The 22,847-nt window shown below is 66.3% G+C and carries 22 protein-coding genes; 4 read left to right on the top strand and 18 right to left on the bottom strand.

The window, feature by feature from the left end:
* Positions 1-93 precede the first annotated feature (93 nt).
* Positions 94-1,371 (top strand): PrsW family intramembrane metalloprotease, encoded by a 1,278-nt coding sequence (locus tag UC32_RS17975; protein ID WP_045732545.1) that lies wholly within the window; start codon positions 94-96, stop codon positions 1,369-1,371.
* A 166-nt stretch (positions 1,372-1,537) separates the two neighbouring features.
* On the opposite strand, the gene nusB is transcribed toward UC32_RS17975, so the two are convergent.
* From nusB to UC32_RS17905, 14 genes are all read right to left on the bottom strand, one after another.
* Positions 1,538-1,948 carry a transcription antitermination factor NusB gene (nusB, locus tag UC32_RS17970; protein ID WP_045732544.1) on the bottom strand — a complete coding sequence of 137 codons (411 nt, stop codon included), beginning with the start codon at positions 1,946-1,948 and terminating at the stop codon, positions 1,538-1,540.
* Positions 1,948-2,511, bottom strand: a complete 564-nt coding sequence (gene efp / locus UC32_RS17965; RefSeq protein WP_015937199.1) for an elongation factor P — start codon at positions 2,509-2,511, stop codon at positions 1,948-1,950. Before efp ends, nusB begins: the two co-directional genes overlap by 1 nt.
* A gap of 172 nt (positions 2,512-2,683) precedes the next feature.
* Entirely contained in the window at positions 2,684-3,202 is a 519-nt protein-coding gene (locus UC32_RS17960; RefSeq protein ID WP_045732543.1) for a tetratricopeptide repeat protein, read from the bottom strand.
* Positions 3,202-4,293 (bottom strand): 3-dehydroquinate synthase, encoded by a 1,092-nt coding sequence (gene aroB / locus UC32_RS17955; protein ID WP_045732542.1) that lies wholly within the window; start codon positions 4,291-4,293, stop codon positions 3,202-3,204. The genes UC32_RS17960 and aroB overlap by 1 nt, the downstream gene beginning before the upstream one ends.
* Positions 4,290-4,799, bottom strand: coding sequence for a shikimate kinase (locus tag UC32_RS17950; protein ID WP_045732549.1), 510 nt, complete (start codon positions 4,797-4,799; stop codon positions 4,290-4,292). Before UC32_RS17950 ends, aroB begins: the two co-directional genes overlap by 4 nt.
* Positions 4,800-4,858: 59 nt before the next feature.
* Positions 4,859-6,058, bottom strand: a complete 1,200-nt coding sequence (gene aroC / locus UC32_RS17945; RefSeq protein ID WP_015937203.1) for a chorismate synthase — start codon at positions 6,056-6,058, stop codon at positions 4,859-4,861.
* A 26-nt stretch (positions 6,059-6,084) separates the two neighbouring features.
* Positions 6,085-6,945 (bottom strand): shikimate dehydrogenase, encoded by an 861-nt coding sequence (locus UC32_RS17940; protein WP_045732548.1) that lies wholly within the window; start codon positions 6,943-6,945, stop codon positions 6,085-6,087.
* Positions 6,942-8,723 carry an endolytic transglycosylase MltG gene (mltG, locus tag UC32_RS17935; protein WP_045732541.1) on the bottom strand — a complete coding sequence of 594 codons (1,782 nt, stop codon included), beginning with the start codon at positions 8,721-8,723 and terminating at the stop codon, positions 6,942-6,944. The genes UC32_RS17940 and mltG overlap by 4 nt, the downstream gene beginning before the upstream one ends.
* Positions 8,720-9,316, bottom strand: coding sequence for a Holliday junction resolvase RuvX (gene ruvX / locus UC32_RS17930; RefSeq protein ID WP_045732540.1), 597 nt, complete (start codon positions 9,314-9,316; stop codon positions 8,720-8,722). Before ruvX ends, mltG begins: the two co-directional genes overlap by 4 nt.
* A 1-nt stretch (position 9,317) precedes the next feature.
* Complete coding sequence (gene alaS / locus UC32_RS17925; protein ID WP_045732547.1) at positions 9,318-12,002, bottom strand: alanine--tRNA ligase; 2,685 nt, start codon at positions 12,000-12,002, stop codon at positions 9,318-9,320.
* Between the two features lie 112 nt (positions 12,003-12,114).
* Positions 12,115-12,345, bottom strand: a complete 231-nt coding sequence (locus UC32_RS17920; RefSeq protein WP_015937208.1) for a DUF6167 family protein — start codon at positions 12,343-12,345, stop codon at positions 12,115-12,117.
* Positions 12,346-12,361: 16 nt separating this feature from the next.
* A complete protein-coding gene (locus UC32_RS17915) occupies positions 12,362-12,736 on the bottom strand; it encodes a DUF948 domain-containing protein (RefSeq protein WP_015937209.1) in 375 nt (124 codons plus the stop codon).
* A gap of 144 nt (positions 12,737-12,880) precedes the next feature.
* On the bottom strand, positions 12,881-13,507 hold the full coding sequence (rpsD, locus tag UC32_RS17910) for a 30S ribosomal protein S4 (protein ID WP_015937210.1): 627 nt from the start codon (positions 13,505-13,507) through the stop codon (positions 12,881-12,883).
* A gap of 171 nt (positions 13,508-13,678) precedes the next feature.
* Positions 13,679-15,079 (bottom strand): replication-associated recombination protein A, encoded by a 1,401-nt coding sequence (locus UC32_RS17905; RefSeq protein WP_045732539.1) that lies wholly within the window; start codon positions 15,077-15,079, stop codon positions 13,679-13,681.
* A 67-nt stretch (positions 15,080-15,146) separates the two neighbouring features.
* Here UC32_RS17905 and UC32_RS17900 point away from each other — a divergent pair, with 67 nt between their 5' ends.
* A complete protein-coding gene (locus UC32_RS17900) occupies positions 15,147-15,821 on the top strand; it encodes an acVLRF1 family peptidyl-tRNA hydrolase (protein WP_045732538.1) in 675 nt (224 codons plus the stop codon).
* A gap of 55 nt (positions 15,822-15,876) precedes the next feature.
* Here the strand turns inward: UC32_RS17900 and UC32_RS17895 are convergent, their stop codons facing one another.
* The 4 genes from UC32_RS17895 to hisS all read right to left on the bottom strand — a co-directional run bounded on the left by UC32_RS17895 (position 15,877) and on the right by hisS (position 20,098).
* Positions 15,877-16,461: a GNAT family N-acetyltransferase gene (locus tag UC32_RS17895; protein ID WP_327077629.1), complete on the bottom strand. Its 585-nt coding sequence runs from the start codon at positions 16,459-16,461 to the stop codon at positions 15,877-15,879.
* On the bottom strand, positions 16,452-16,694 hold the full coding sequence (locus UC32_RS21125; RefSeq protein ID WP_327077628.1) for a GNAT family N-acetyltransferase, cg3035/Rv0428c family: 243 nt from the start codon (positions 16,692-16,694) through the stop codon (positions 16,452-16,454). The genes UC32_RS17895 and UC32_RS21125 overlap by 10 nt, the downstream gene beginning before the upstream one ends.
* Positions 16,695-16,778: 84 nt before the next feature.
* Positions 16,779-18,578, bottom strand: a complete 1,800-nt coding sequence (aspS, locus tag UC32_RS17890) for an aspartate--tRNA ligase (protein WP_045732537.1) — start codon at positions 18,576-18,578, stop codon at positions 16,779-16,781.
* A gap of 146 nt (positions 18,579-18,724) precedes the next feature.
* On the bottom strand, positions 18,725-20,098 hold the full coding sequence (hisS, locus tag UC32_RS17885) for a histidine--tRNA ligase (protein WP_045732536.1): 1,374 nt from the start codon (positions 20,096-20,098) through the stop codon (positions 18,725-18,727).
* A gap of 246 nt (positions 20,099-20,344) precedes the next feature.
* Here hisS and UC32_RS17880 point away from each other — a divergent pair, with 246 nt between their 5' ends.
* Together UC32_RS17880 and UC32_RS17875 are read left to right on the top strand one after the other, a co-directional pair.
* The gene (locus tag UC32_RS17880; protein ID WP_045732535.1) at positions 20,345-21,151 is read left to right on the top strand and encodes a peptidylprolyl isomerase; all 807 of its coding nucleotides are present in this window, start codon (positions 20,345-20,347) and stop codon (positions 21,149-21,151) included.
* Positions 21,152-21,218: 67 nt separating this feature from the next.
* A complete protein-coding gene (locus UC32_RS17875; protein ID WP_045732534.1) occupies positions 21,219-22,784 on the top strand; it encodes a DUF349 domain-containing protein in 1,566 nt (521 codons plus the stop codon).
* Positions 22,785-22,847: the final 63 nt, after the last annotated feature.

The raw sequence follows: 22,847 nt of genomic DNA, 5'->3' as shown, positions 1-22,847 counted from the left end.
CGTTGGCTGTGTGTGGTAACCACCAACCTAAGAGGTCTTCACCTATTCACGATGTAACCAACGTCCTGACCCAGTACACCTAGGCTTGCGGATATGTCGACGCATCCCCGCCAGCCGCCGTCGGGCCCGCCCTACGGTTCCCGCCCAGGCGGTTCCGGTCCCCTGCCAGGCCCTGCGAATCCCAGCTGGATGGGCCATATTGAACCGCAGCACTACCTGGCTGCCCCGGACCACCGCGGCCGCCCCGTCAACAGCGTCATGCCCCACCGGGACCAGGGAGCATCGCGCACCCGGGGAAGGCTCAACGGCGGGCTGGTTGGCCTCACGGTGGCGGGCGGCATCCTCGCATTCCTCAGCCTGTTCCTGGTGGTGCCGTTCCTGCTCGCAAACACGGGGACGGCCGGCTTCGTAGGGGGCTTCGTCGCATCCCTGATACCGCTCTCCCTGGTACTGCTGGCTGTTGTCATCATCGACAAGTGGGAGCCGGAGCCAAAGCGGCTGCTGTTCTTCGCCTTCACCTGGGGCGCGGCGGTGTCGATTGCCGTCACTTTGCTGGTGCAGCCGCTGTTCGTGCTGACGTTCCAGTTCTCGGATGAACCCGACCTGCGGACCTACATGGCAACGGTGCAGGCTCCCATCGTCGAGGAATTCGCGAAGTCCCTTGGCCTGCTGGTCCTCCTCCTGCTCGCCAGGAAGCATTTCGACGGCCCGGTGGACGGCGTGGTTTTCGCCTTCACGATTGCCGGCGGCTTCGCGTTCACCGAAAACATCCTCTACTTTGGCCGCGCCATCGCCGAGGCGCCCGGCCCGGGCGGCGATTTTGCCCAGGTGTTCTTCCTCCGCGGCGTGATGTCCCCATTCGCCCACGCCATCTTCACCGGGACCACGGGCCTGATCATGGGCTTCGCAGCGCGGCGATGGCACACCGGGGCTTCCATCCTGGCGTTCTTCGTGGGGTTGGTGCCTGCGATGTTCCTGCACAACCGGTGGAACAGCATGGGCAGCGGCTTCCTGGTGGACTACCTCGTGGTGCAGGTGCCCATTTTCTGCCTCGCAGTTGCCGGGATTGTGGCGCTGCGGGTTGCCGAAAAACGGCTGACCAGGCAGCGGCTGCTGGAGTACTCCGCCGCCGGCTGGTTTACCCCGGCGGAGGTCGAATTGCTGGGCACCATTGGCGGCCGGCGGACCGTGCTGAACTGGGCAGCCGGCTACGGAAAGAAGCAACAGATGAAGGACTTCCTCAGGGCAGCCACGCTGCTGGCCAACATCCGGCAGCGGATCCTCAGCGGCCGCGATGTGCAGCTCCACCAGGCTGAGGAGCGTAAGCAGCTGCAGCGGGTGTTGGCGCTCCGGGCAGCAATTGTCGCCTAGCCCGGGCAGGGCGCGCTGGGTTCCTGTGCCCCGTCCCGGGCTTGTTCGCGCATCCGAGCCTTGTGGGTTCTGCCCCGCGAACAAGCAAGGGTTCGACGGCGGCCTGCCGCCTTAACGCAGGAAGGCCGCACCCTTGCGGGTGCGGCCTTCCTGGCTGGCGGGTGGATCAGGCCAGCAGCGACGGCTTGAGCTGCTGCAGGCGGCCCAGGAGTCCGTTGATGAACTGGGGCGACTCGTCCGTGGACAGGGTCTTGGCCAGGGCCACGGCCTCGCTGACGGCGACGCCATCGGGGACGTCATCGTTGTAGAGCAGCTCCCAGGTGCCGATGCGCAGGATGATCCGGTCCACTGAAGGCATGCGCTCCAGGCTCCAGCCCTGCGAATAGGTCTCCAGGAACTCGTCGATGGCTGACTGGCGGGATACCACTCCTTCGACGATTTCCAGGGTGTAGGGGTTGACGATCTGGTCGGTCTTCTCGCGCCGTGCACGCAGGACGTCAAAGGCGGAAACGGAGCGCTGCTCCGCTTCAAAGAGAACATCCAGTGCCCTGCTGCGGGCTTTACCGCGTGCGCTCACTACTCAGTGACCCGGCCGAGGTAGCTGCCGTCACGGGTGTCCACCTTGACCTTGGTGTTGTTTTCGACGAACAGCGGAACCTGGATCTCGTAGCCGGTTTCCAGCGTGGCCGGCTTGGTGCCCGCGGAGGAGCGGTCACCCTGCAGGCCGGGCTCGGTGTAGGTGATTTCCAGGACAACGCTCGGCGGCAGTTCGATGTACAGCGGGTTGCCCTCGTGGATGGCAATGTTAACCATCTGGTTCTCGAGCATGAAGTTGGTGGCGTCGCCCACGGTGGCGCCGGAGACGGTGATCTGGTCGTAGTCCGAGGTGTCCATGAACACGAAGTCGGCGCCGTCCTGGTACAGGTACTGGTAGTCCCGGCGGTCAACCGTGGCGGTTTCGATCTTGAGACCGGCGTTGAACGTCTTGTCCACAACCTTGCCGGACATCACGTTGCGCATTTTCGTACGTACGAAAGCGCCACCCTTGCCGGGCTTGACGTGCTGGAACTCGATGATGTTCCAGAGCTGGCCCTCAAGCTTCAGGACCGTTCCGTTCTTAATGTCGTTCGTGGTTGCCACTGGGTTTCCTTAGGTTTCTCAGTCTGGCGCGTGGTCAGACGTTCTATGCCGGGCAGTCCGCCGCGTGGCGTGCCTGCACGTTTTTGTCAAAGATCCGGGGAGCTGGGAAAAATTCAAAAACCATTCTACCGGCAATTGGGCGCGGACTTCTCCGGCGGCCCAAAGCGGGGTCTCAGCAGGCCAGGTCCAATACGTCCCGTGCACGCTGCAGGGCGACGGTCGAGGAGTAGATCAGGGCCGCATCGGCGGACTGTGCCACGCGCAGGTCCAAGGCGCGGGCAAAGGATTCCACCGCAGCGGACGTCTGCCCGGCCGTGTACTGGGTCTTGCCGAGGAACTGCAACGCCAGGGCTTCCTTCGGGGTCCCCTGGACCTCGTGCAGGAGCTGGCGGAAAAGCTCCACAGCCCTGTCCAACCGGTTCGAAACCCGCAGGACCTCTGCCTCGAACGCCCGCAGCCGGAAGGATTCCGGGTCATTGAACCGGGCTTCGGCAAGCAGTTCGGCAGCTTCTGCCCCGTGGCCCTCCACCAGCAGCACGAAGACGTGGTCTGCGGGATCACTGGACGCTGCAAGCGCTTCCCGGCACGCATCATCGTTGACGATTTGGGGCAGCAGGGTTTCAGGGTTGATCCGGATACCCGGGAAACCTGCCTCGGGCCATTCGGCGGTGCCTTCCATGTCGCCCTGCATCAGGAAGCGACTTCCTGGTAGGCGGCGAACAAGAGGGACGTGTCGGGGACGTCCAGGATGCCCGGCTTGGCCACACCGTCCAGCACGACGAACCGCAGCAGGTCGCCGCGGGACTTCTTGTCCCGGCGCATGCCGTCCAGCAGGCCCTGCCAACGGTCCCGCCGGTAGGTGACCGGAAGCCCCAGGCCTTCGAGGATGCTCCGGTGCCTGTCGGCGTCGGCATCGCTCAGCCGGCCCACGCTGCGGGCGAGTTCCGCAGCGAACATCATGCCAACGGATACAGCGGCGCCGTGCCGCCACGAGTAGCGTTCCACCAGTTCGATGGCGTGGCCCAGGGTGTGGCCGTAGTTGAGGATTTCGCGCAGCCCGGATTCCTTCAGGTCTTCCGAAACCACTTTGGCTTTGACGGCGATGGCACGTTCAATGAGCTCGCGGAGCGTCTCTGACCGCGGATCGGTGACGGCTTCAAAGTCCTTCTCGACAAGCTCAAGGATGGCGGGGTCCGCGATGAAGCCGCATTTGACGACTTCGGCCATGCCCGAGATGAGTTCGTTCCTGGGCAGGGTATCCAGGGTGTCCAGGTCCGCCAGGACAGCTGCCGGCGGGTGGAAGGCGCCTACCAGGTTCTTGCCTTCGGCGGTATTGATGCCGGTCTTGCCGCCTACGGACGCGTCCACCATGCCCAGCAGGCTGGTGGGCATGTGGATAACCTTGACGCCGCGGAGCCAGGTGGCGGCCACGAAGCCCGCCAGGTCGGTGACCGCTCCCCCGCCGACAGCCACGATGGCGTCAGACCTGGTGAAGTCGTTCTGGCCCAGGACCTGCCAGCAGAAGGCAGCGACCTGGATGTGCTTGCCTTCTTCGGCGTCCGGGATTTCCGCGGTCAGCGCGGTGAAGCCTGCGGCCTCGAGGTCATCGCGGACAGTGTCGCCGGTGAGGCGCAGGGCCCGTGGGTGGATGACCAGCACGCGCCGCACCCGCTCCCCCAGGATTTCCGGAAGGGTACCAAGCAGGCCCCGCCCCACCACAACGTCGTAGTTGTTGGCGGCGGATTCACCGGTGACCTTGATGACTGTTGATGAGGTGTTCACTTTTCAACTTCCTGTTTGGCAGCTGCGTAGTCGCGCAGTGCTGCTTCCAGCCGGTTGCCGAGCTCGGATATCGAGCCCTGGCGCACGTCCAGGGTGATGTCTGCAAGCCTCTCGTAGACCGGCTTGCGGGTGGCGAACATTTCTGTCCAGCGTCCCATGGCGTCCCCTGCCAGGAGGGGGCGCCCGGAGTTGCGGGCAATGCGGGCAGCGACGGTATTCGCGTCGCATTCGAGGTAGACCACTGTGCAGCGGCCAATCAGCTGCTGCGTTCCCGAGTCCAAGACAGCTCCCCCGCCGAGGGAGATGACCGTGGCTGTGCCTTCGGCCGCTTCAACGGCGGAGGCAACAGCACGGGCCTCAATCTCGCGGAAGGCGCGTTCGCCCCGGCCGGCGAAGATTTCGGCGATGGAGCCGTGGCCCGCCACGATCACGGCGTCCGTGTCAACGAAGGGTGCACCGAGCTGTTGGGCCAGTTGTTGTCCGATGGCGGACTTGCCCACGGCCATGGGGCCGATCAGGACGATCGGCCGGTTACCGGCGGGCCCGGTGGTGCTTTGGGCGGGCACTACTGGCCGATCGAGTCCAGGGACGCCGGAATGTTGTCCAGGTAACCCTTGATGTTGCGGGCGGTCTCCGCCACGGAGTCCCCGCCAAATTTCTCGGTCACGGCTTCGGCCAGGACCAGCGCCACCATGGCTTCGGCAACCACGCCTGCGGCCGGAACGGCACAGACGTCGGAGCGCTGGTGGTGGGCTTTTGCCGGTTCGCCGGTGCTCACGTCAATCGTTTTCAGGGCGCGGGGCACCGTGGCGATCGGCTTCATGGCGGCGCGGACACGCAGGACGTCTCCGATGCTCATGCCGCCTTCGATGCCGCCTGCGCGGTTGCTGGCGCGGACAATCCGGCCGTCTTCATCCCGGACGATTTCGTCGTGGGCCGCAGAGCCGCGGCGTGCGGCAGTCCGGAATCCGTCGCCCACTTCGACGCCCTTGATGGCCTGGATACCCATGAGGGCGGCAGCCAGGCGGGAATCAAGGCGGCGGTCCCAGTGGACGTAGCTGCCCAGTCCGGGCGGCAGGCCGTACGCCAGGACCTCCACTACGCCACCGAGGGTTTCGCCTTCTTTGTGGGCGGCGTCAACCTCGGCGACCATGGCGTCCGAGGTTTCCCGGTCGAAGCAGCGCAGCGGATCAGCGTCCAGGGCGATGACGTCTGCGGGCTCAGGGAGCGGGCGGCCGTCGGGAACGGAAACGCTGGCGATCGACACCGTGTGGCTGACGAGTTCGATGCCGAGGTGCTTGAGGAACTGCGCGGCGACAGTACCCATGGCCACCCGGGTGGCGGTCTCGCGGGCGCTGGCACGTTCCAGCACGGGGCGGGCTTCATCGAAGCCGTATTTCTGCATGCCGGTAAAGTCGGCATGGCCCGGACGCGGGCGTGTCAGGGGCGCGTTGCGCGCCTGGTCGGCGAGGAGTTCCGGATCCACGGGATCCGGCGCCATGATCTGCTCCCACTTGGGCCATTCGGTGTTTCCCACCTGGACAGCCACGGGACCGCCCTGGGTCACACCGTGCCGGACGCCGCCAAGGATGGTGACAACGTCCTGTTCGAACTTCATCCGGGCGCCGCGGCCATATCCGAGGCGGCGGCGGGCCAGGGAGTCTGCGATGTGCCCGCTGGTGATTTCAACACCGGCGGGGACGCCTTCAATAATTCCCATCAGAGCCGGACCATGGGATTCACCGGCAGTCAACCAACGCAACATATCTTCCATCCTGCCACGTAGGGCGGTTACAAAGCCCGTCGGGGAAGGCCGACTGAGGCGCACATCACATCTATGACAGCTGCATTAACGTCATCCCCGCGGCCGGTGAACAGGCGCACCTGTTCCACTGCCTGGTACAGCAGCATCTCCAGTCCGGGGACCACTGTGCCGCCGCCCGCCTGCCACACCGAGGCGATCAGGCTGGGCCAGGGGTCGTAGGCAACATCCAGCAGGACGCCCGGCGTTTCGGTCTTCAGGGCAGCTATTTCGGCAGCCAGGCCGTCTGCCGCCCGGGGGGGCAACGTCGAAATCACGACGTCGGCAGCAGCCGTGGGCCGCACGGCTTCAGCCAGCGTCAGCACGTCGAGGTCGACGCCTGCACCTGCGGCCGCTGCACGGACGTCTGCGGTGCGGGCAGGGTCCCGTACGAAGATCTGCGCGCGGCGGGTTCCCAGCTCCCGCAGTGCGGCCACCGCGGACGCCGCGGTGCCACCTCCGCCGAGGATGACCGCGGAGGGTGCGGCGTTCGCTCCCGCATGCCGGAGGGCGTTAACGATTCCTGCCACGTCTGTGTTGGAGCCGATGGCCCGTGCCCCGTGTTCGTCTTCCTCGAAGGAAACCGTATTGACAACACCGAGGGTCCGGGCGATGCCGCGGACCTCGTCCACATATCCCAGCATGGCGGTCTTCAACGGCATGGTCACCGAAAGTCCGCACCATCCCGCCTGATGGCGGACCTGCCCCATCAGGCCCGGGAGGAGTTGCTCGGTGACGTCGATTGCCGTGTAGCTGATGTCTGCACCCAGCTGCCGGTAGGCAGCCAGGTGCAGGGCCGGGGACTTCGAATGACTGATCGGGTGCCCCAGCACTGCTGCCCGCAGGGTCATGTGCAGCGGCCCACGTTCGCCCGGCACCAGGTGTTGTACTGCTCAACGTAGACATTGTGTTCGGCCAGGGTTTTGGCGAACTTGGTCTCCTTGGTGTCCAGGTTGACCGTCACCCAGAAGAGGTAGTCGTTGGTCTTGGGCCTGGCGGCGGCGTCGATTGCAGTCTTGCCCGGCGAGCCGATGGGTCCCGGTGGAAGCCCGGGGTTCGCATACGTGTTGTACGGGTTGGACTTGTCCTGGCGCTGCTCGTCCGTGAAGTTGTAGCTCTTGGTCCCGAGCCCGTACGTCACTGCCGAGTCGACCTGCAGGAAGCCGCCGGTCTGGTCGTTGGGCTTGAGCCGGTTGTAGATGGCCCCGGCGACATCGCCGTATTCGGCCTGGCCGCCTTCGGCCTGGACGATGCTGGCCACGATCACGGCCTGGTACTGCTTGGCAGGATCGGTGATTCCCTGCGACACCAGCTCGTCCACGGTCACCTTGACCAGGGCTTGCAGGATGTCCTTGGCGGATGTGCCCAGCGGGAAGCGGTGCTCGCCAGGCGCGAGGTAGCCCTCAAGGTTCTTGGCGTTTGCCGGCAGGCCGAACTGTGCCGGATCGTTGCTGAGCGCCTGGAGCTGCTGGATGGATACGCCGGAACCCTCGGAGATGGCCTGGAGGGATTCGTTGACCCGCAGGCCCGCGCTGAGGGCGAAGTAGATCACTTTGCCCTTGTCCTGGCCCAGGAGGACGTCGACTGCGTCCTTGTTCTTCATTTCAGACTTGAAGGTGTAGTCACCCGGGGCCAGCGTGCCGCCAGATGCGCTGAACGCCTGCAGGAACGTGTCAGCGTTGGCCACCACGCCCTTGCTTTCAAGGTCCATGGCCACCGAACGGGTGCCTTCCCCGTTGTCCACCGTTACCTGGACCTGGCCCGAGCCGGGGCCCGGGAAGTCGCTGGCTTTGGTGCTGCCGAGGAGGGGTTTGAGGAACTGTGCGCCAACGGCCACGGCCGTGACGAAAACAGCGAGGGTGAGGAAGAGCGCCAGCAGCCTGCGGCGGCGGCGCACCTTCTTGGAGGGCCTCGCCACTACCTGGGTTGCCGTTGAACCGGCGATGAGGCTGTGCGCTGCGGTATCGGCGTGGTGCACGTCGTCCGGGTGGCCGGTGTGGTGGCCGGAATCCCCGGCGTGCAGGTCGTCGTGGTAGCCGGCATCGCCGTGGACCTGTCCGTAATGGGCGTTGTCATGGTATTCGTGGCCGTCCGGGTATTGGGCCGGGTCCGCATAGTGGGGGTCTCCCGCGTACTCGTGAGCGTCCGTCGCCGGGTGTTCCCCGTCCCTGTGCAGGTCCTGGTGGTCATCGGCCGCGTACACTTCGCCGTGTTGGTGGCCGGTTTCGAGGGGGCCACTGACGTTGTCCGCGACGGGTCCGGGTTGCTCAGGTGCGCCGTGCGCGCCCGGCTCCTGCCATGCGGCACCATGGTGACCTCCGTCGTCGGACGTTCCGCCACTCGGTGCCTTGCTGTCCGTGGCCGCCTCCTGGATGGAAGGGGGCCCGGCCGGTGCGGCCGGCACCGGCGCTGCGGCAGTGGGGCCGGTGGCCGGTTGTGCAGGGACCGCCGGGGGATCTGCAGGCTGCGGGGGCACGTCGGCACCGGTCTCGTAGGCCTGCTCAGGGACAGCACCCTGGCCACCGGTGTCGAGGCTCTTCTCCCGTGCCCGGATCTCCTTGCGCGTCAGCGGCCTCCCGCCCCCGGAGTCCAGGGGCCCTGAGGCGTCGTCAATGTTGGCAGGGCTCACTGTTGCCTTCCATTATCTGAAAATCGGGCCGTTTCCGGGGTGGCGCGGACAGACTCATCCGCGCCGCTGTCCCCCAGGTCCACGGACGGGGATGGCGCTGTCACGCGTGAGCCGACATCCGCTCCCCGGGCTTTCTGCATGTCGATGGCGTGCTGCAGGATGCCTGCCGCCGCGACCTGATCAACTACTTTACGGTGGTTCCTGCTGCTCATGCCAGCTTCGTGCAGGTTGCGGTGCGCCGTGACGCTGCTGAGCCGCTCGTCCACCATGTTGACCGGCACGTCCAGGCCGCGGGCGGCGAGCTCGGCCGCCAGCAGGCCGGCATAGTCGGACGCCATCCTGGCAGAGGCGTGTTCCTCGCCCTTCATGGTGCGGGGCATGCCCACAATGACCTGCACAGCTCCCAGCTCCTCCGCCAGCCTCGCGATCAGGCGAACGTCGGAGTTCTTCTTGGTGTTCCGGTCCAGCGTCTTGTAGGGCGTGGCCAGGATGGAGTCACGGTCACAGATGGCCACCCCCACCCGGACCGTGCCAACGTCTACCCCCAGTTTGACGCCCTGGGGGTAGCCGCCGGCGGTTACGGGATCCGCCATGTCAGGACTGGCGCCGTTCGACGGCGTCCAGGATGGCTGCCAGCGCGGCGCCCACCTTGCCGGCATCGGTGCCGCCGCCCTGTGCGACGTCGTCCTTGCCCCCGCCGCCGCCGCCGAGGACTCCGGCAGCCAGGCGAACCAGGGCTCCTGCCTTCACTCCAGCGTTCCGGGCAGCTTCGTTGGTGGCCACCAGGACCAGCGGACGGTCATTGGCCACGCCGGCGACAGCCACTGCGGCAGGTGCCGAGCCAAGACGGTTGCGGAGGTCCAGCGCCAGCCCGCGGATGTCGTCGGCGCCGCTGACGGAACCGGCGTCATGGGCGATCAGGCTGACGCCCGCCGCGTCCCGGGCACTGTTGACCAGCTGGGCCGCTGAGGCTGCCAGTTGCTCCTTGCGGAGCCGGTCCAGCTCCTTCTCCGTGGCTTTGAGCTTGGCAAGCGTTGCGGAGATCCGGTCGGCCAGCTGACCGGACGGCACCTTCAGGAGGTCGGTCAGCTCGGTGACCAGTGCACGCTCGGCCGCGAGGTGCCGGAAGGCCTCCATGCCCACGAAGGCTTCCACTCGGCGATTTCCCGAACCTACGGACTGTTCGCCCAGCAGGGAAAGGCTGCCGATCAGTGAGGTGTTGGCTACGTGCGTGCCGCCGCACAGCTCGCGGGACCAGGCGCCGTCGATTTCGACGACGCGGACTTCGCTGCCGTAGTTCTCGCCGAAAAGGGCCATGGCGCCCAGGGCCTTGGCCTCCGCAAGGCCCATGACCTTGGTTTCCACCGCGTAGTTGTTGCGGATGGCCAGGTTTGAAACCTCTTCGATTTCTGACCGGGTGGCGGTGCTCAGGCCCTCGCCCCAGGCGAAGTCGAACCGCAGGTAGCCGGCCTTGTTGAAGGACCCGCGCTGGGTGGCTTCCGGGCCAAGGATCTGGTGCAGGGCCGCGTGCACGATGTGCGTGCCGGTGTGCGCCTGCTCGGCGGCATGGCGCCGTTCGCGGTCGACGGCGGCGCGCACCAGCGAGTCCGCGCCGATTTCACCTTCGCGGACAATCGCCTTGTGCACGCTCAGGCCCTTGACGGGACGCTGGACGTCGAGGACCTCGACCACGAAGCCGTCTCCGGTGATGAGGCCGGTATCGGCGGCCTGGCCGCCGGCCTCGGCGTAGAACGGTGTTTCCGACAGGACGAGTTCGATTTCGTCGCCGGTGGCTGCCTGCTGGACCGGACGGCCGCCGGTGAGCAGGCCGCGGACGCGGGATTCGCCGTCGAGCTCGGTGTACCCGGTGAAGACCGTCTCGCCCTGGGCCAGGAGCTCCTGGAAGGCGCTGAGGTCTGCGTGGCCGCCCTTCTTGCCCTTGGCGTCCGCCTGGGCACGCTTGCGCTGTTCCTGCATGAGGCTGCGGAAGGCGGCCTCATCAACCTTCAGCCCGGCTTCCTCGGCCATTTCGAGGGTGAGGTCAATGGGGAACCCGTAGGTGTCGTGGAGGGTGAAGGCGTCTTCGCCGGACAGCTGCTTGTTGGCGGCCTTGGACTCCTTGACGGCGTCCTCGAGCCTCGCCGTGCCGGAAGCAATGGTCCGCAGGAAGGCCTTCTCTTCGGCGTAGGCGATGCGGCTGATCCGGGGGAAGTCCGTTTCGACGACGGGGTAGACGCCCTTCATGGCGTCGCGCGAAGCCGGCAGGAGGTCCGGGAGGCAAGCCTGCTCGACACCGAGGAGGCGCATCGAGCGCACGGCGCGGCGGATGAGGCGGCGCAGGACGTAGCCACGTCCCTCGTTCGAGGGGGTCACGCCGTCGGAAATCAGCATCAGGGCGGACCGGACGTGGTCACCCACGACGCGCATCCGGACATCGTCCGTGTGGTGGGGGTCATCCGGGGTTTCGGCGGAGGTGTATTCCTTGCCGGAAAGTTCGGCGGCCTTGTCGATGACGGGACGGACCTGGTCGGTCTCGTACATGTTCTCGACACCCTGGAGGATCATGGCCAGGCGCTCCATGCCCAGGCCGGTGTCGATGTTCTTCTTGGGCAGCTCCCCCACGATGTCGAAGTCGTCCTTGGAGCGGACGTTGTCGATCTGGTACTGCATGAACACCAGGTTCCAGATTTCGATGTACCGGGTCTCGTCAGCTAGCGGGCCGCCTTCGATGCCGTAGGCGGGCCCACGGTCGTAGTAGATCTCGGAGCAGGGGCCGGCAGGGCCGGGCTGGCCGGTGTTCCAGTAGTTGTCGGCTTTGCCCATCTTCTGGATGCGTTCGGCGGGCACGCCGGTGTTCTTCAGCCACAGTTCCTTGGCTTCATCGTCTTCTTCGTAGACCGTCACCCACAGGAGCTCGGGCGGCAGGCCGTACCCGCCGTCGTCAACGCTGGTGGTCAGCAGCTCCCAGGCGAACTTGATGGCGTCTTCCTTGAAGTAGTCGCCAAAGGAGAAGTTGCCGCACATCTGGAAAAAGGTGCCGTGCCGGGCGGTCTTGCCCACTTCCTCGATGTCGCCGGTGCGGATGCACTTCTGGACGCTCGTGGCCCGGCTATAGGGTGCCTCTTCGCGGGCCGTGAGGTAGGGGATGAAAGGCACCATGCCAGCCACAGTGAACAGCAGCGACGGGTCGCTGGACACCAGCGATGCGGAGGGAACCGCCGTGTGGCCCTTGCTGACAAAAAAGTCCACCCAGCGCTTGGTGATCTCCTGCGATTTCATGAGCTGTTTCATACCCTTCTTGGTCCGCGGTTGACGACGCGGAAAGTTCGTTCAGGCGGCAGGGCCTGGTCGGGTTCCCTGCCGGTTATTGCGGGCTGACGGCCCGGGGCCGTCAGCTGCGGACCAGGTCCGCGGTTTCGACGCCGAGCGCACTCCGCAGGTCGGTTTCGCGCTCCTGCATTCCGGCGCGCACGGCGTCAGCGAAGTCGTAGACGCCGTCGGCCAGCCTGCCAACAGCCCTGTTGAGGCCTTCCGGGCCCAAAGCGGACTGGGCCTCAGTGACCTTGCGGAAGGCGATGACGCCGATGGCCACGCCGATTCCCATCCAGACAAGTCGTTTCATGGTGTACTTTCGGGGCTTAGCGGCTGCGGCGGCCGGTGGAGGGCTTCTTGCGGTTGGAGAGCGCACTGCGGACGCCGTAGCTGAACGCGGCCACCTTGATCAGCGGCGAACCTACGGTGGCGGCCACCAGGGACGACAGTGCCGAAAGGTTGGCGGAAGCATCAGAGACGTTGGACGAAATGCCGTCCACCTTCTTCAGCTGCTGGTTGGTGGTGGTCACGGTGGCCGTGACCTCATCCATCAGGGGCGTCGCACCGTCGCTCAGTGACCGGATGGACGTCCGCACCTCATCCAACACCTTGCCCAGCTTGAGGATGGGCACGGCGAGCAGCAGCACCAGGAGTGCAAACACTCCGGCAGCGACCAGGCCGGCGATATCGCCACCAGTCATAGACGTTCATCTCCTTGAAATTCTGTGGTCCGGAACCATCCTGCGCACCCCGCGAACCGCGTTGGGCAGATGTCCCCCAAGTACCTTACATACAAAGAAGCCCGTGGCGCTTGCCACGGGCTTCTTTGGATACGCTGCTGGGATTTAGCGTGCGTAGAATTCGACGACGAGCTGCTCTTCGCAGGTCACCGGGATTTCGGAGCGCTTGGGGCGGCGGACCAGGCGGGCCTGCAGTGCCTCAAGCTTGACGTCCAGGTAAGCCGGGACGGCAGGCAGGACATCGCGGTGCGCGCCGGCTGCAGCAACCTGGAGCGGAACCATGGTTTCGCTACGGCTGTGGACGTGGACCAGCTGGCCCTCGCCGACGCGGAACGACGGACGGTCAACGCGGATGCCGTCAACCAGGATGTGGCGGTGCACAACCAGCTGGCGGGCCTGGGCGATGGTGCGGGCGAAGCCGGCACGCAGGACCAGGGCGTCAAGACGCATTTCGAGCAGTTCGATGAGGTTCTCACCGGTCAGGCCCTTGGTGCGGCGGGCTTCCTCGAAGGCACGGGTCATCTGTGCTTCGCGGATGCCGTACTGGGCGCGCAGGCGCTGCTTTTCGCGCAGGCGTACGGCGTAGTCGGAGTCCTGCTTCTTGCGGGCACGGCCATGCTCACCGGGGCCGTACGGGCGGCGCTCCATGTACTTGGCGGCCTTGGGGGTCAGAGCAATGCCGAGGGACCGCGAGAGGCGGGCCTGACGGCGAGCACGAGTGTTGTTAGCCACTTGTGTCCTTCCAATATCTGCGGTGTGTCAGTGTTACTGGCCTCCTTGATGGAGAGCATCGGCCAACCGCTGCCTTTTGCTACTGGGCGCAGGGCACAGCTCCATCAAACAAAAATTCGGTGGATTGTGCGTCCGTGCCTTGCCAGACAAACATCTACCTTAGCACGGCGGCTACTTGCCCCTGACAATCTTCCGCAGCCGCTCGAGCCTGGCGGCGATGTCGCGTTCCGCGCCGTTGCCGGTGGGCTGGTAGTAGTCCCGGCCTACCAGGTCGTCCGGTGGATACTGTTGCGCAGCCACGGCGTGCGGTGCGTCATGGGCGTATTTATAGCCCTTTCCGTGCCCCAGCTGTTTGGAGCCCGGGTAGTGCGAGTCCCTCAGGTGGGGCGGGATGCCGTTCCCCATGCCGGCGCGTACGTCGGCGATGGCCTTGTTGATGCCCATGTAGGCGGCGTTGGATTTTGGCGCAGTAGCAAGGTGTACCACGGCCTCGGCCAGGATGATCCGCCCTTCCGGCATGCCGATCAGCTGCACCGCCTGGGCCGCGGCTACGGCTGTCTGCAACGCGGTGGGATCCGCCATGCCCACGTCCTCGGCGGCCGAGATGACGATGCGGCGGGCCACGAACCGCGGATCCTCGCCAGCTTCGAGCATGCGCGCCAGGTAGTGGAGGGCGGCGTCGACGTCGGAGCCGCGGATGGATTTAATGAAGGCGCTGGCGACGTCATAGTGCTGGTCGCCCGCGCGGTCGTAGCGGACGGCCGCCACGTCGAGCGCGCGTTCGGTGTGCTTGAGTTCCACGGTGACCGGCCCGGGTTCGGCGTCGTCGGCGTCACCAAATGCCACACCGGCCGCGGCTTCCAGGGCGGTGAGGGCACGGCGGGCGTCGCCGCCGGACAGCCGGACCAGGTGCGCGAGGGCTTCGGGGTCCAGTTCCGCCTTGCCGTTCAGTCCCCGCGGGTCCGCTACGGCACGGCTGAGCAGTCCCTCAATGTCGGTGTCGGTGAGCGGCTTCAGGGTCAGCAGCAGGGACCGGGAAAGAAGCGGCGACACCACAGAAAAGGACGGGTTTTCGGTGGTGGCGGCCACCAGCACCACCCAGCGGTTTTCGACGCCCGGCAGGAGTGCGTCCTGCTGGGCCTTGTTGAATCGGTGGATCTCGTCCAGGAACAGCACAGTGGTGGTCTTGTACAGGTCGCGTGCGGTCAGGGCGTCGTCCATGACGCGGCGGACGTCCTTGACACCTGCAGTGATCGCCGAAAGTTCCACGAACTTGCGGCCAGGACCGCGGGCGATCACATGCGCCAGCGTCGTTTTGCCTGTCCCGGGGGGGCCCCACAGGATCAGCGAACTTGGCCCGGCCGGTCCGGCAGCGTCTGCGCCGGCGGCCAGCTGGCGCAGCGGCGACCCCTGGCCCAGCAGGTGCTGCTGGCCCACCACGTCGTCGAGGGTGCGTGGCCGCATGCGGACGGCCAGCGGACTGCGTGGTGAGGAGCTGGCGGTTGCGCTGCCCGCGGCGGCCGAATCGCCGTCGTCGTCATTGCCTTGCCCCGGCCCAAAGAGATCATCCACATAGATAGGCTACTTCCAGTCGCCCGGCGATCCCGCCACAGCTATCCGGAAGGAACCCGAACCCGCCATGACCACCCATGCTGCCGCCGGCAGCGGCCGCTCCCCCTCGGTCCGGACGGCCTTTGTTTCCGGTTCCCGGCTGGCCGGCTGGACCGGGCGGTTCGCCGGCAGCCACGACGGTTTCGTCACGCGGGAGGACGACGACGGCGTGCGGCTCCTCGCTGGTGACGGTGCCGAAGCGCTCCTCGAAGCTCCCTGGCCCGCCCATGGGCGGCCCGGACGGGGAGCCGGGCCGCTGGACCGCCTCGCATCCTTGGCCGTGCAGCCACGCCGGTGCGGCCTGCTCCTGGTCAGGCGCGGCGGCTATGGCGTCGGCATTGCCGCCGAGGGCCGCTTGCTCGCATCCAAGGCGGGCACCAGGTACGTCCAGTCCCGCACCGCGGCCGGCGGGCAGTCACAGCAACGGTTTGCCCGGCGCCGCTCCAACCAGGCCGATGCCCTCGTGGACGCCGTGGCATTGCAGGCCGCCCAGGTGTTCGCGGCCGAATCGTTTGAATATATCGTCCCGGGTGGCGACAGAACCCTCGCCGAAGCGGTCCTGGGGCACCCGGCCCTGGCAAAGTGGGCCGGGCTGCACCGCCTCGCGTACCTGGATGTACCTGAGCCGCGGGCCGCCGTCGTGAAGAAGGCCGCCTCCGACGCCTGCTCCATCCGGATCACCGTCACCGACGCGCCCGGGTAAGGGACTTTCCGTTCCCTGAGGGTTGCCCGCCGGGCGATGTCCGGGCGGTTTTTGCTCAGCAGCCGGTCAGGTGCCGCTTTGGCCGCTCCTGCCGGTAGACGTAGCGGCCGGATTCGCGGAAGCCGGCGCCCCTGTACAGCGCCTGGGCACCGTGATTCGCTGCGGTGACGAGCAGCCAGTAGCCGGCAAGGTCCCGCTCCGCTCCGGCCGTGAGCAGCGCATCCAGGACGGCAGTCCCGTAACCGCGTCGGCGCGCTTCAGGGCTGGTCGCCATGGAGTACAGGCCGCCCCGCGCCCCGGGCCCGGCGTCCGGAAGGGCAAGGCGTCCGACGGCGGCGGGTTGGCCCGCGCTGTCCCGGGCAAGGGCGTAAACGGCGGGGCAGCCCTCGAGGATGGTGCGGGCGATGGCAAGGGCGTCGTTACCGCCCCTCCCGTCCACCGTCCACCAGACGCCGAGCCATTCGGCAGAAGGGGCTGACGCGAGCTCAACCGCAGGGCGCGGCTTCGCAACCGGGTCCTGGCGCCATGGCCCCCGGGTCATGATCAGGGTTTCGGACTGCGTGGTGAAGCCCTCCGCGTCCAGGAAGGTATTGAGGGCAGCCGCTTCCGCGGTGGCGGTGACTTGGAAGATCAGGGGCAACCTGCGGCTGCGGTACCAGAGCGGGCATCCCGTAACAGGCCGGCAAGCTCCGAACCCTCTGCACCGTGGGCCTGCGTGGGCCAGATCGAGTTTGCCCGCTGGGTCACGCCCTCCGCGGCGCGAAGGACCCAGGGTCCAAGGACGTGGCGCTCCGGTGCCGGCCACGCCGCATCCATGGCGGCTTCGATGCCAGGGAAACCTGGGATGGCGTCGGCAAGGGCGGTGGTGGACACGGCGTTCTCCTCCAAGGTGGGTTAAGCAGCGGCAGGAGGCGCCCCGGCGAATCCGGGAAACCTCCTGCCGCTCAGCACGGTGCGTTACTTGACCGCTTCGGCTTTCCTGGCCTCGACAGGCTTGACTGCCTCAGGCTTGAAATCGACGCCGGCTTCCTTGCGCTGCTGCGCCGTGATGGGAGCCGGTGCAGCAGTCAGCGGATCGAAACCGCCGCCTGACTTCGGGAACGCGATGACGTCGCGGATGGACTCGACACCGGCCAGCAGCGAAACCACGCGGTCCCAGCCGAATGCGATACCGCCGTGCGGCGGCGCACCGTACTTAAAGCCTTCGAGGAGGAAGCCGAACTTAGTCTGGGCGTCTTCCTTGTCCAGCCCCATCAGTTCAAAGACGCGTTCCTGCACGTCACGCTGGTGGATACGGATGGAGCCGCCGCCGATCTCGTTGCCGTTGCAGACGATGTCATAGGCGTAGGACAGCGCAGACTCGGGGTCCTTGTCGAACGTGTCGAGGAACTCCGGCTTGGGCGAGGTGAAAGCGTGGTGCACAGCGGTCCACTGGCCTGCACCCACTGCGACGTCGCCGGAAGCCACAGCCGCGGCAGCCGGTTCGAACATCGGCGCGTCGACAACCCAGCAGAAAGCCCAGTCCGTGGGATCGATCAGGCCGGTGCGGTGGCCGATTTCCACGCGGGCGGCACCCAGCAGGGCACGGGACGGGGTCTTCTCGCCGGCAGCGAAGAAGATGCAGTCGCCCGGCTTGGCGCCGACGGCGTCGGCCAGGCCGGCACGTTCGGTATCAGTGAGGTTCTTGGCGACCGGACCGGCGAGTTCGCCGTCTTCCTTGTACAGGACGTACGCCAGGCCCTTGGCGCCACGCTGTTTGGCCCATTCCTGCCAGGCATCAAGGGCACGGCGCGCCTGGGATGCTCCGCCGGGCATGACGACGGCCCCAACGTAGGGCGCCTTGAAGACGCCGAAGTTGGTGTCCTTGAAGAACTCCGTGAGCTCGGTCAGTTCCTGGCCAAAGCGAAGATCGGGCTTGTCCGAACCGTAGCGGGCCATGGCGTCCGCGTAGGTGATGCGCTGGATCGGCGTGGGGATCTCCACGTCGATGAGCTTCCAGACGGCCTTGACGATGTTCTCGCCGAGCAAGATGACGTCGTCCTGGTCCACGAAGCTGGCCTCAATGTCCAGCTGGGTGAATTCCGGCTGCCGGTCGGCGCGGAAGTCCTCGTCGCGGTAGCAGCGGGCAATCTGGTAGTACTTCTCGAAACCGCCCACCTGCAGCAGCTGCTTGAAGAGTTGCGGGGACTGCGGCAGGGCGTACCAGGAGCCCGGTGCCAGGCGGGCCGGAACCAGGAAGTCGCGGGCACCTTCGGGCGTGGAACGGGTCAACGTGGGCGTCTCGATCTCCACGTAGCCTTCGTCGTGGAGCAGTTCCCGGGCCACCCGGTTGGCCTCGGACCGGAGCCGGATGTTGCGGCTGGGGCCGGGGCGGCGGAGATCAAGGTAGCGGTGCTTCAGGCGGGCTTCCTCGCCGACTTCCACGTGCTCGTCGATCTGGAACGGCAGCGGATCGGAGGTGTTGAGCACCGTCACGTCCTCGGCGATGACCTCGATCTCACCTGTACCCAGCGCAGGGTTCTCGTTGCCCTCGGGGCGCTTGGAGACGGTGCCGGTGACCTGCAGGACGTACTCATTGCGCAGCCCGTGGAACACTTCCTCTTCGCGGACCACGATCTGTGCCACGCCGGACGCATCACGCAGGTCCACGAAGGCCACACCACCGTGATCACGGCGGCGGCCCACCCAGCCGGCCAGGGTTACGGTTTGTCCAATGTGCTCGGAACGAAGGGATCCGAGGTCATGTGTGCGGAGCACAACACACCTTTCTTGAGGAAACAGCGGGAAAACTTAGGGAATAGGTCTCGATCATTGCGGGACCGGTCCCGTCCGAGTTTACCCGTAGGACCGAAGCCGGCGTCCACGGGCAAAGCTTCGACAGGCCGAGCAGCAAGGAGACCTGCTCAGGAGACCTGGGCAGGAACGGCGCCGGCGGTGGCCACCTGCACCACGAGGTCCGCGGCCGGCGGCATCCATGTCTCGGGGGCGGCCACTACCTGTTCACCGGACCGGATGTCCTTGACCTGGTGAGTGCCGTCGTCGTCCGTGAACCATACGAACGGGATGCCCCGGCGGTCGGCGAACTTGATCTGCTTCCCGAACTTGTCCGCTTTAGCGGCAACCTCGGTGGGGATTCCCCGGCTGCGCAACTGGGCAGCGACGTCCTGGGCAGCGCCCCAGCTGTCATCGTGTGCGAGGGCCACCAGCACCGCTGTGGGAACGGATCGGGAGGCCTTGGCCAGGTCCTGGCTGAGGATTCGCGAGACCAGGCGGGTTACGCCGATGGACAGGCCTACGCCGGGGAACTTCCGGTTGCCCTTGGAGGCCAGGGCGTCGTACCGGCCGCCGGAGCAAATGGAACCCAGCTGTTCGTGTCCTACCAGGACCGTCTCCACCACGGTGCCCGTGTAGTAGTCCAGGCCGCGGGCAATGCTGAGGTCGGCCAGCACCTTGCCGGGTGCGCGCTGGACGGCGGCCTCGATGACCTGCTCCAGCTCGCTCATTCCCTCGTCGAGCAGGTCGTTGCTGACGCCGAGGGCACGGACCTGCGCCACGAAGGACGTGTCACCGGTGCGGATACCGGCAAGCTGCAGGGCCTTCTGTGCCTGCTCATCGGTGGCGCCAAGTTCGGATTTCAGGAGTTCGGCAACCTTAGCCGGACCGATTTTTTCCAGTTTGTCGATGCTGCGCAGGACCCCCGCAGTGTCCGTCAGGCCGATGCCGCGGTAGAAGCCCTCGGCCAGTTTGCGGTTGTTGACACGCAGCTGGAAGTCCGGGATGGGAAGCGCGCTGAGTGCCTCGGCGATGACCAGCGCGATTTCAACGTCGTAGCGGAACGGCAGCTCGCCATCGCCGACAACGTCGATATCCGCCTGGGTAAATTCACGGGCGCGGCCTTCCTGCGGGCGTTCGCCGCGCCAGACCTTCTGGATTTGGTACCGCCGGAACGGGAAGGCCAGGTAGCCGGCATTTTCGACGACGTAGCGGGCGAAGGGAACTGTGAGGTCAAAGTGCAGGGCAAGCGCGTGCGGGTCCGCTTTGCCGCCCTTGACAGGGTTGTCGCTGTCGTCCTCCTGAAGGCGGCTGAGCCCGTACACTTCCTTGTCGATCTCGCCCTTGCGCAGCAGCTGTCCAACGGTTTCCACCGAACGCGTCTCAATTGAGGCGAAGCCGTGCAGCTCAAAGACGCGCCGCAGGGTATCCAGGACGTGAATCTCCACCAGCCGTTCCTCGGGAAGCCACTCGGGGAATCCGGACAGGGAGGCGGTGCGTGCCATGGAAGTTCTCTCCTCTTAAGGTGCCGGACGCCGGCCGCGTCCGGCCCGTCGCGGGCGCCCTGCGGCGGCTGTCCAGCCAGTCATGCATAAACTATGTGCGGCAGTCAGTTTATGCGTCATCAGTGTGCATCTCTAATGCGCCGGACCTGCAGGGCCTGGCAGTCACAGGACCGTACCCGGTGCCGCAACGGCCCCTGGCGCAATCACGCAGTACAGAGACAACACAGCCAGACCTAAGGAGGAGCCTTGGCGGCCAGTTCACGCAGTGCCCGCGAAGCAAAACGGCGTATCCATCAGATGGAGGCCAAACGCGAGCTGAGGCGGGACCAGGAACAGCGTCGCAAACGCGACAACCTGATCGCCGCCGGCGCCGGAACCGCCGCCGTGGTGCTCGCCGTCGTGCTCCAACTGACGGCCTTCGCAGGCAACCCCACCGAGGATGAGTTTGCTGCCGCCGAGGCCGGCCTCACCAACCCGTCGGCGTCGGCCACTCCGTCAGCCCCGGCGACGAACGGTCCCAACATTCCGGCCGCCGACACCGCGGCGGGGAAGACGTTCACCGGTGACCTCGTGCTGAACGGCAAGCCGCTTGGTGTTGAACTCAATGGAACCACCGCGCCGCAGGCGGCCGCCGTCTTCAAGTCCCTCAGCGACGAAGGCTTCTATAACGGCAAGAGCTGCCACCGCCTCACCACCTCGGATGCCTTCGGGGTAGTGCAGTGCGGCTCTGCGAACGGCGACGGGCAGGGCGACCCCAACTACACATGGGGCCCCCTGGAAAACACCCCGGCTGACAACACGTACCCCGCCGGAACCATTGCCGTGGCACGCAGCGGCAACAACGCCTACGGCAACGGAACCCAGTTCTTCATCGTCTACAAGGACACGAACATTCCGGCGGACTCGGCCGGCGGCTACACCGTGGTAGGCAAGGTGACCTCGGGCCTCGACGTGGTGACCGGCATCGCTGCCGCAGGAATCACTCCGGGCAGCAGCGACACAGACGGCGCGCCCGTTCAAGCAGTCACGATAGACTCGTTTTCTCTGAAGTAGGAAGCCCGGCCCTGGCGGCCGCGGTGCAGGACGTGAGCAGTTCCCTCCAAGCGAAAGACTTTTAGCGGTGACAGACAGTCAGAAATCCGACGAAACAGCAGCAGACGTGACCGACGCGGCGGCTCCCGCCACGGACGCCGAACCTGCGGCAACCAGCGCAACGGCCGTGGAGGCCGCTACCGAAGGTGTGGAAGAGGCAGGCGCACAGGCGGAACAGCCCGCCGAATCCCCTGCCCCGAACGCAGAACAGGCAGCTCCGGCTCCGTCTCCGGCACCGGGACCCCGGCCTTCGGCCCCGTCCCCCGCAGCCTTCGCGTCACGTCCCAAGCCCGCGGCTGCTGCCCCTGCCGCTGCCGTGGCACCCGCCGCTCCCGCCACCTCGCCCGCCGAGGCGGCCAAATGGGGACGCGTGGAAGGCGATGGCCATGTCTTCCTGACGATCGACGGCGGAGAACACGCCGTCGGGCAGTACCCGGGCGTCAGCGATGACGAAGCGCTGGCCTACTTCGCGCGGAAATACGACGACGTCGTGGCCCAGATCGTGCTCCTCGAACAGCGTGTGAGCTCCAAGGCCCCCAGCACGGACATGCAAAAGACCGTCACCCACCTGCACGAACAGCTTGCGGAACGCAACATGGTGGGCGACCTCCGGGCAGCCGAAGCCCGGTTGGACACCCTGGCAACCCACATCGCCGAGCTTGAGAAGACGGAAAAGGCAGAGCACGACGCCGTCCGGGCGGCCGAACTTGCAGCCCGCGAAGCCATTGTGGCCGAGGCCGAGGAGATTTCGGGGCAGGACCCGGCACAGACCCAGTGGAAGACCTCGAGCGCCCGGATGAACGAGCTGTTCGAAAACTGGAAGGCTGCACAGAAGAGCGGCGTCCGGCTGGGCCGCAGCAACGAAGACGCTCTTTGGAAGCGCTTCCGGGCCGCCCGTACCGTTTTTGACCGTCATCGCCGGGCCTACTTCTCGCAGCTGGACAGCAACAATTCCGCTGCCAAGAGCGCCAAGGAAAAACTGATCTCCGAGGCAGAGGCCCTCTCCAGTTCCACCGACTGGGGCTACGCCGCGGGCGAGTACCGCCGCCTTATGGACCAGTGGAAGGCATCTCCGCGCGCCAGCCGCAAGGACGATGACGCGCTGTGGGCGCGTTTCCGTGCCGCGCAGGACGTCTTCTTCACATCCCGGCAGGCCGCCAACGACGAGATCGACCAGGAGTACGCCGCCAACCTGACGGTCAAGGAAGCCCTCCTGGCCGAAGCCAACACGATTCTCCCGATCAAGGACCTGGCCAGTGCCAAGAAGGCCCTGCAGTCCGTCCGCGACCGGTGGGAAGAAGCCGGAAAGGTCCCGCGCGCCGACATGGGCCGGATCGAAGCCGGCCTTCGCAAGGTTGAGGACGCCGTCCGGCAGGCCGAAGAGGAGCAGTGGCAGCGTTCAAACCCCGAACGCAAGGCGCGCACCAACAGTGCCCTGTCTCAGCTTGAGAGTGCCATTGCAGGCCTGCAGGATGACCTGGCCAAGGCGGAGCAGAGTGGTGACGAGCGCAAGATCAAGGCAGCCAGGGAAGCCCTCGAGGCACGCCAGGCCTGGCTTGACCAGATCCAGCGGTCAGCCAGCGAACTGAGCTGACGCCTCTTTCCTGTTTGACGACGCCACAGGCCCGGTTCCGGTTATCCACATAACCTGAACCGG

This window comes from Pseudarthrobacter chlorophenolicus, assembly GCF_000962805.1.
Classification (GTDB): domain Bacteria; phylum Actinomycetota; class Actinomycetes; order Actinomycetales; family Micrococcaceae; genus Arthrobacter; species Arthrobacter chlorophenolicus_A.
This window is presented reverse-complemented; position numbering and strand designations above follow the sequence as displayed.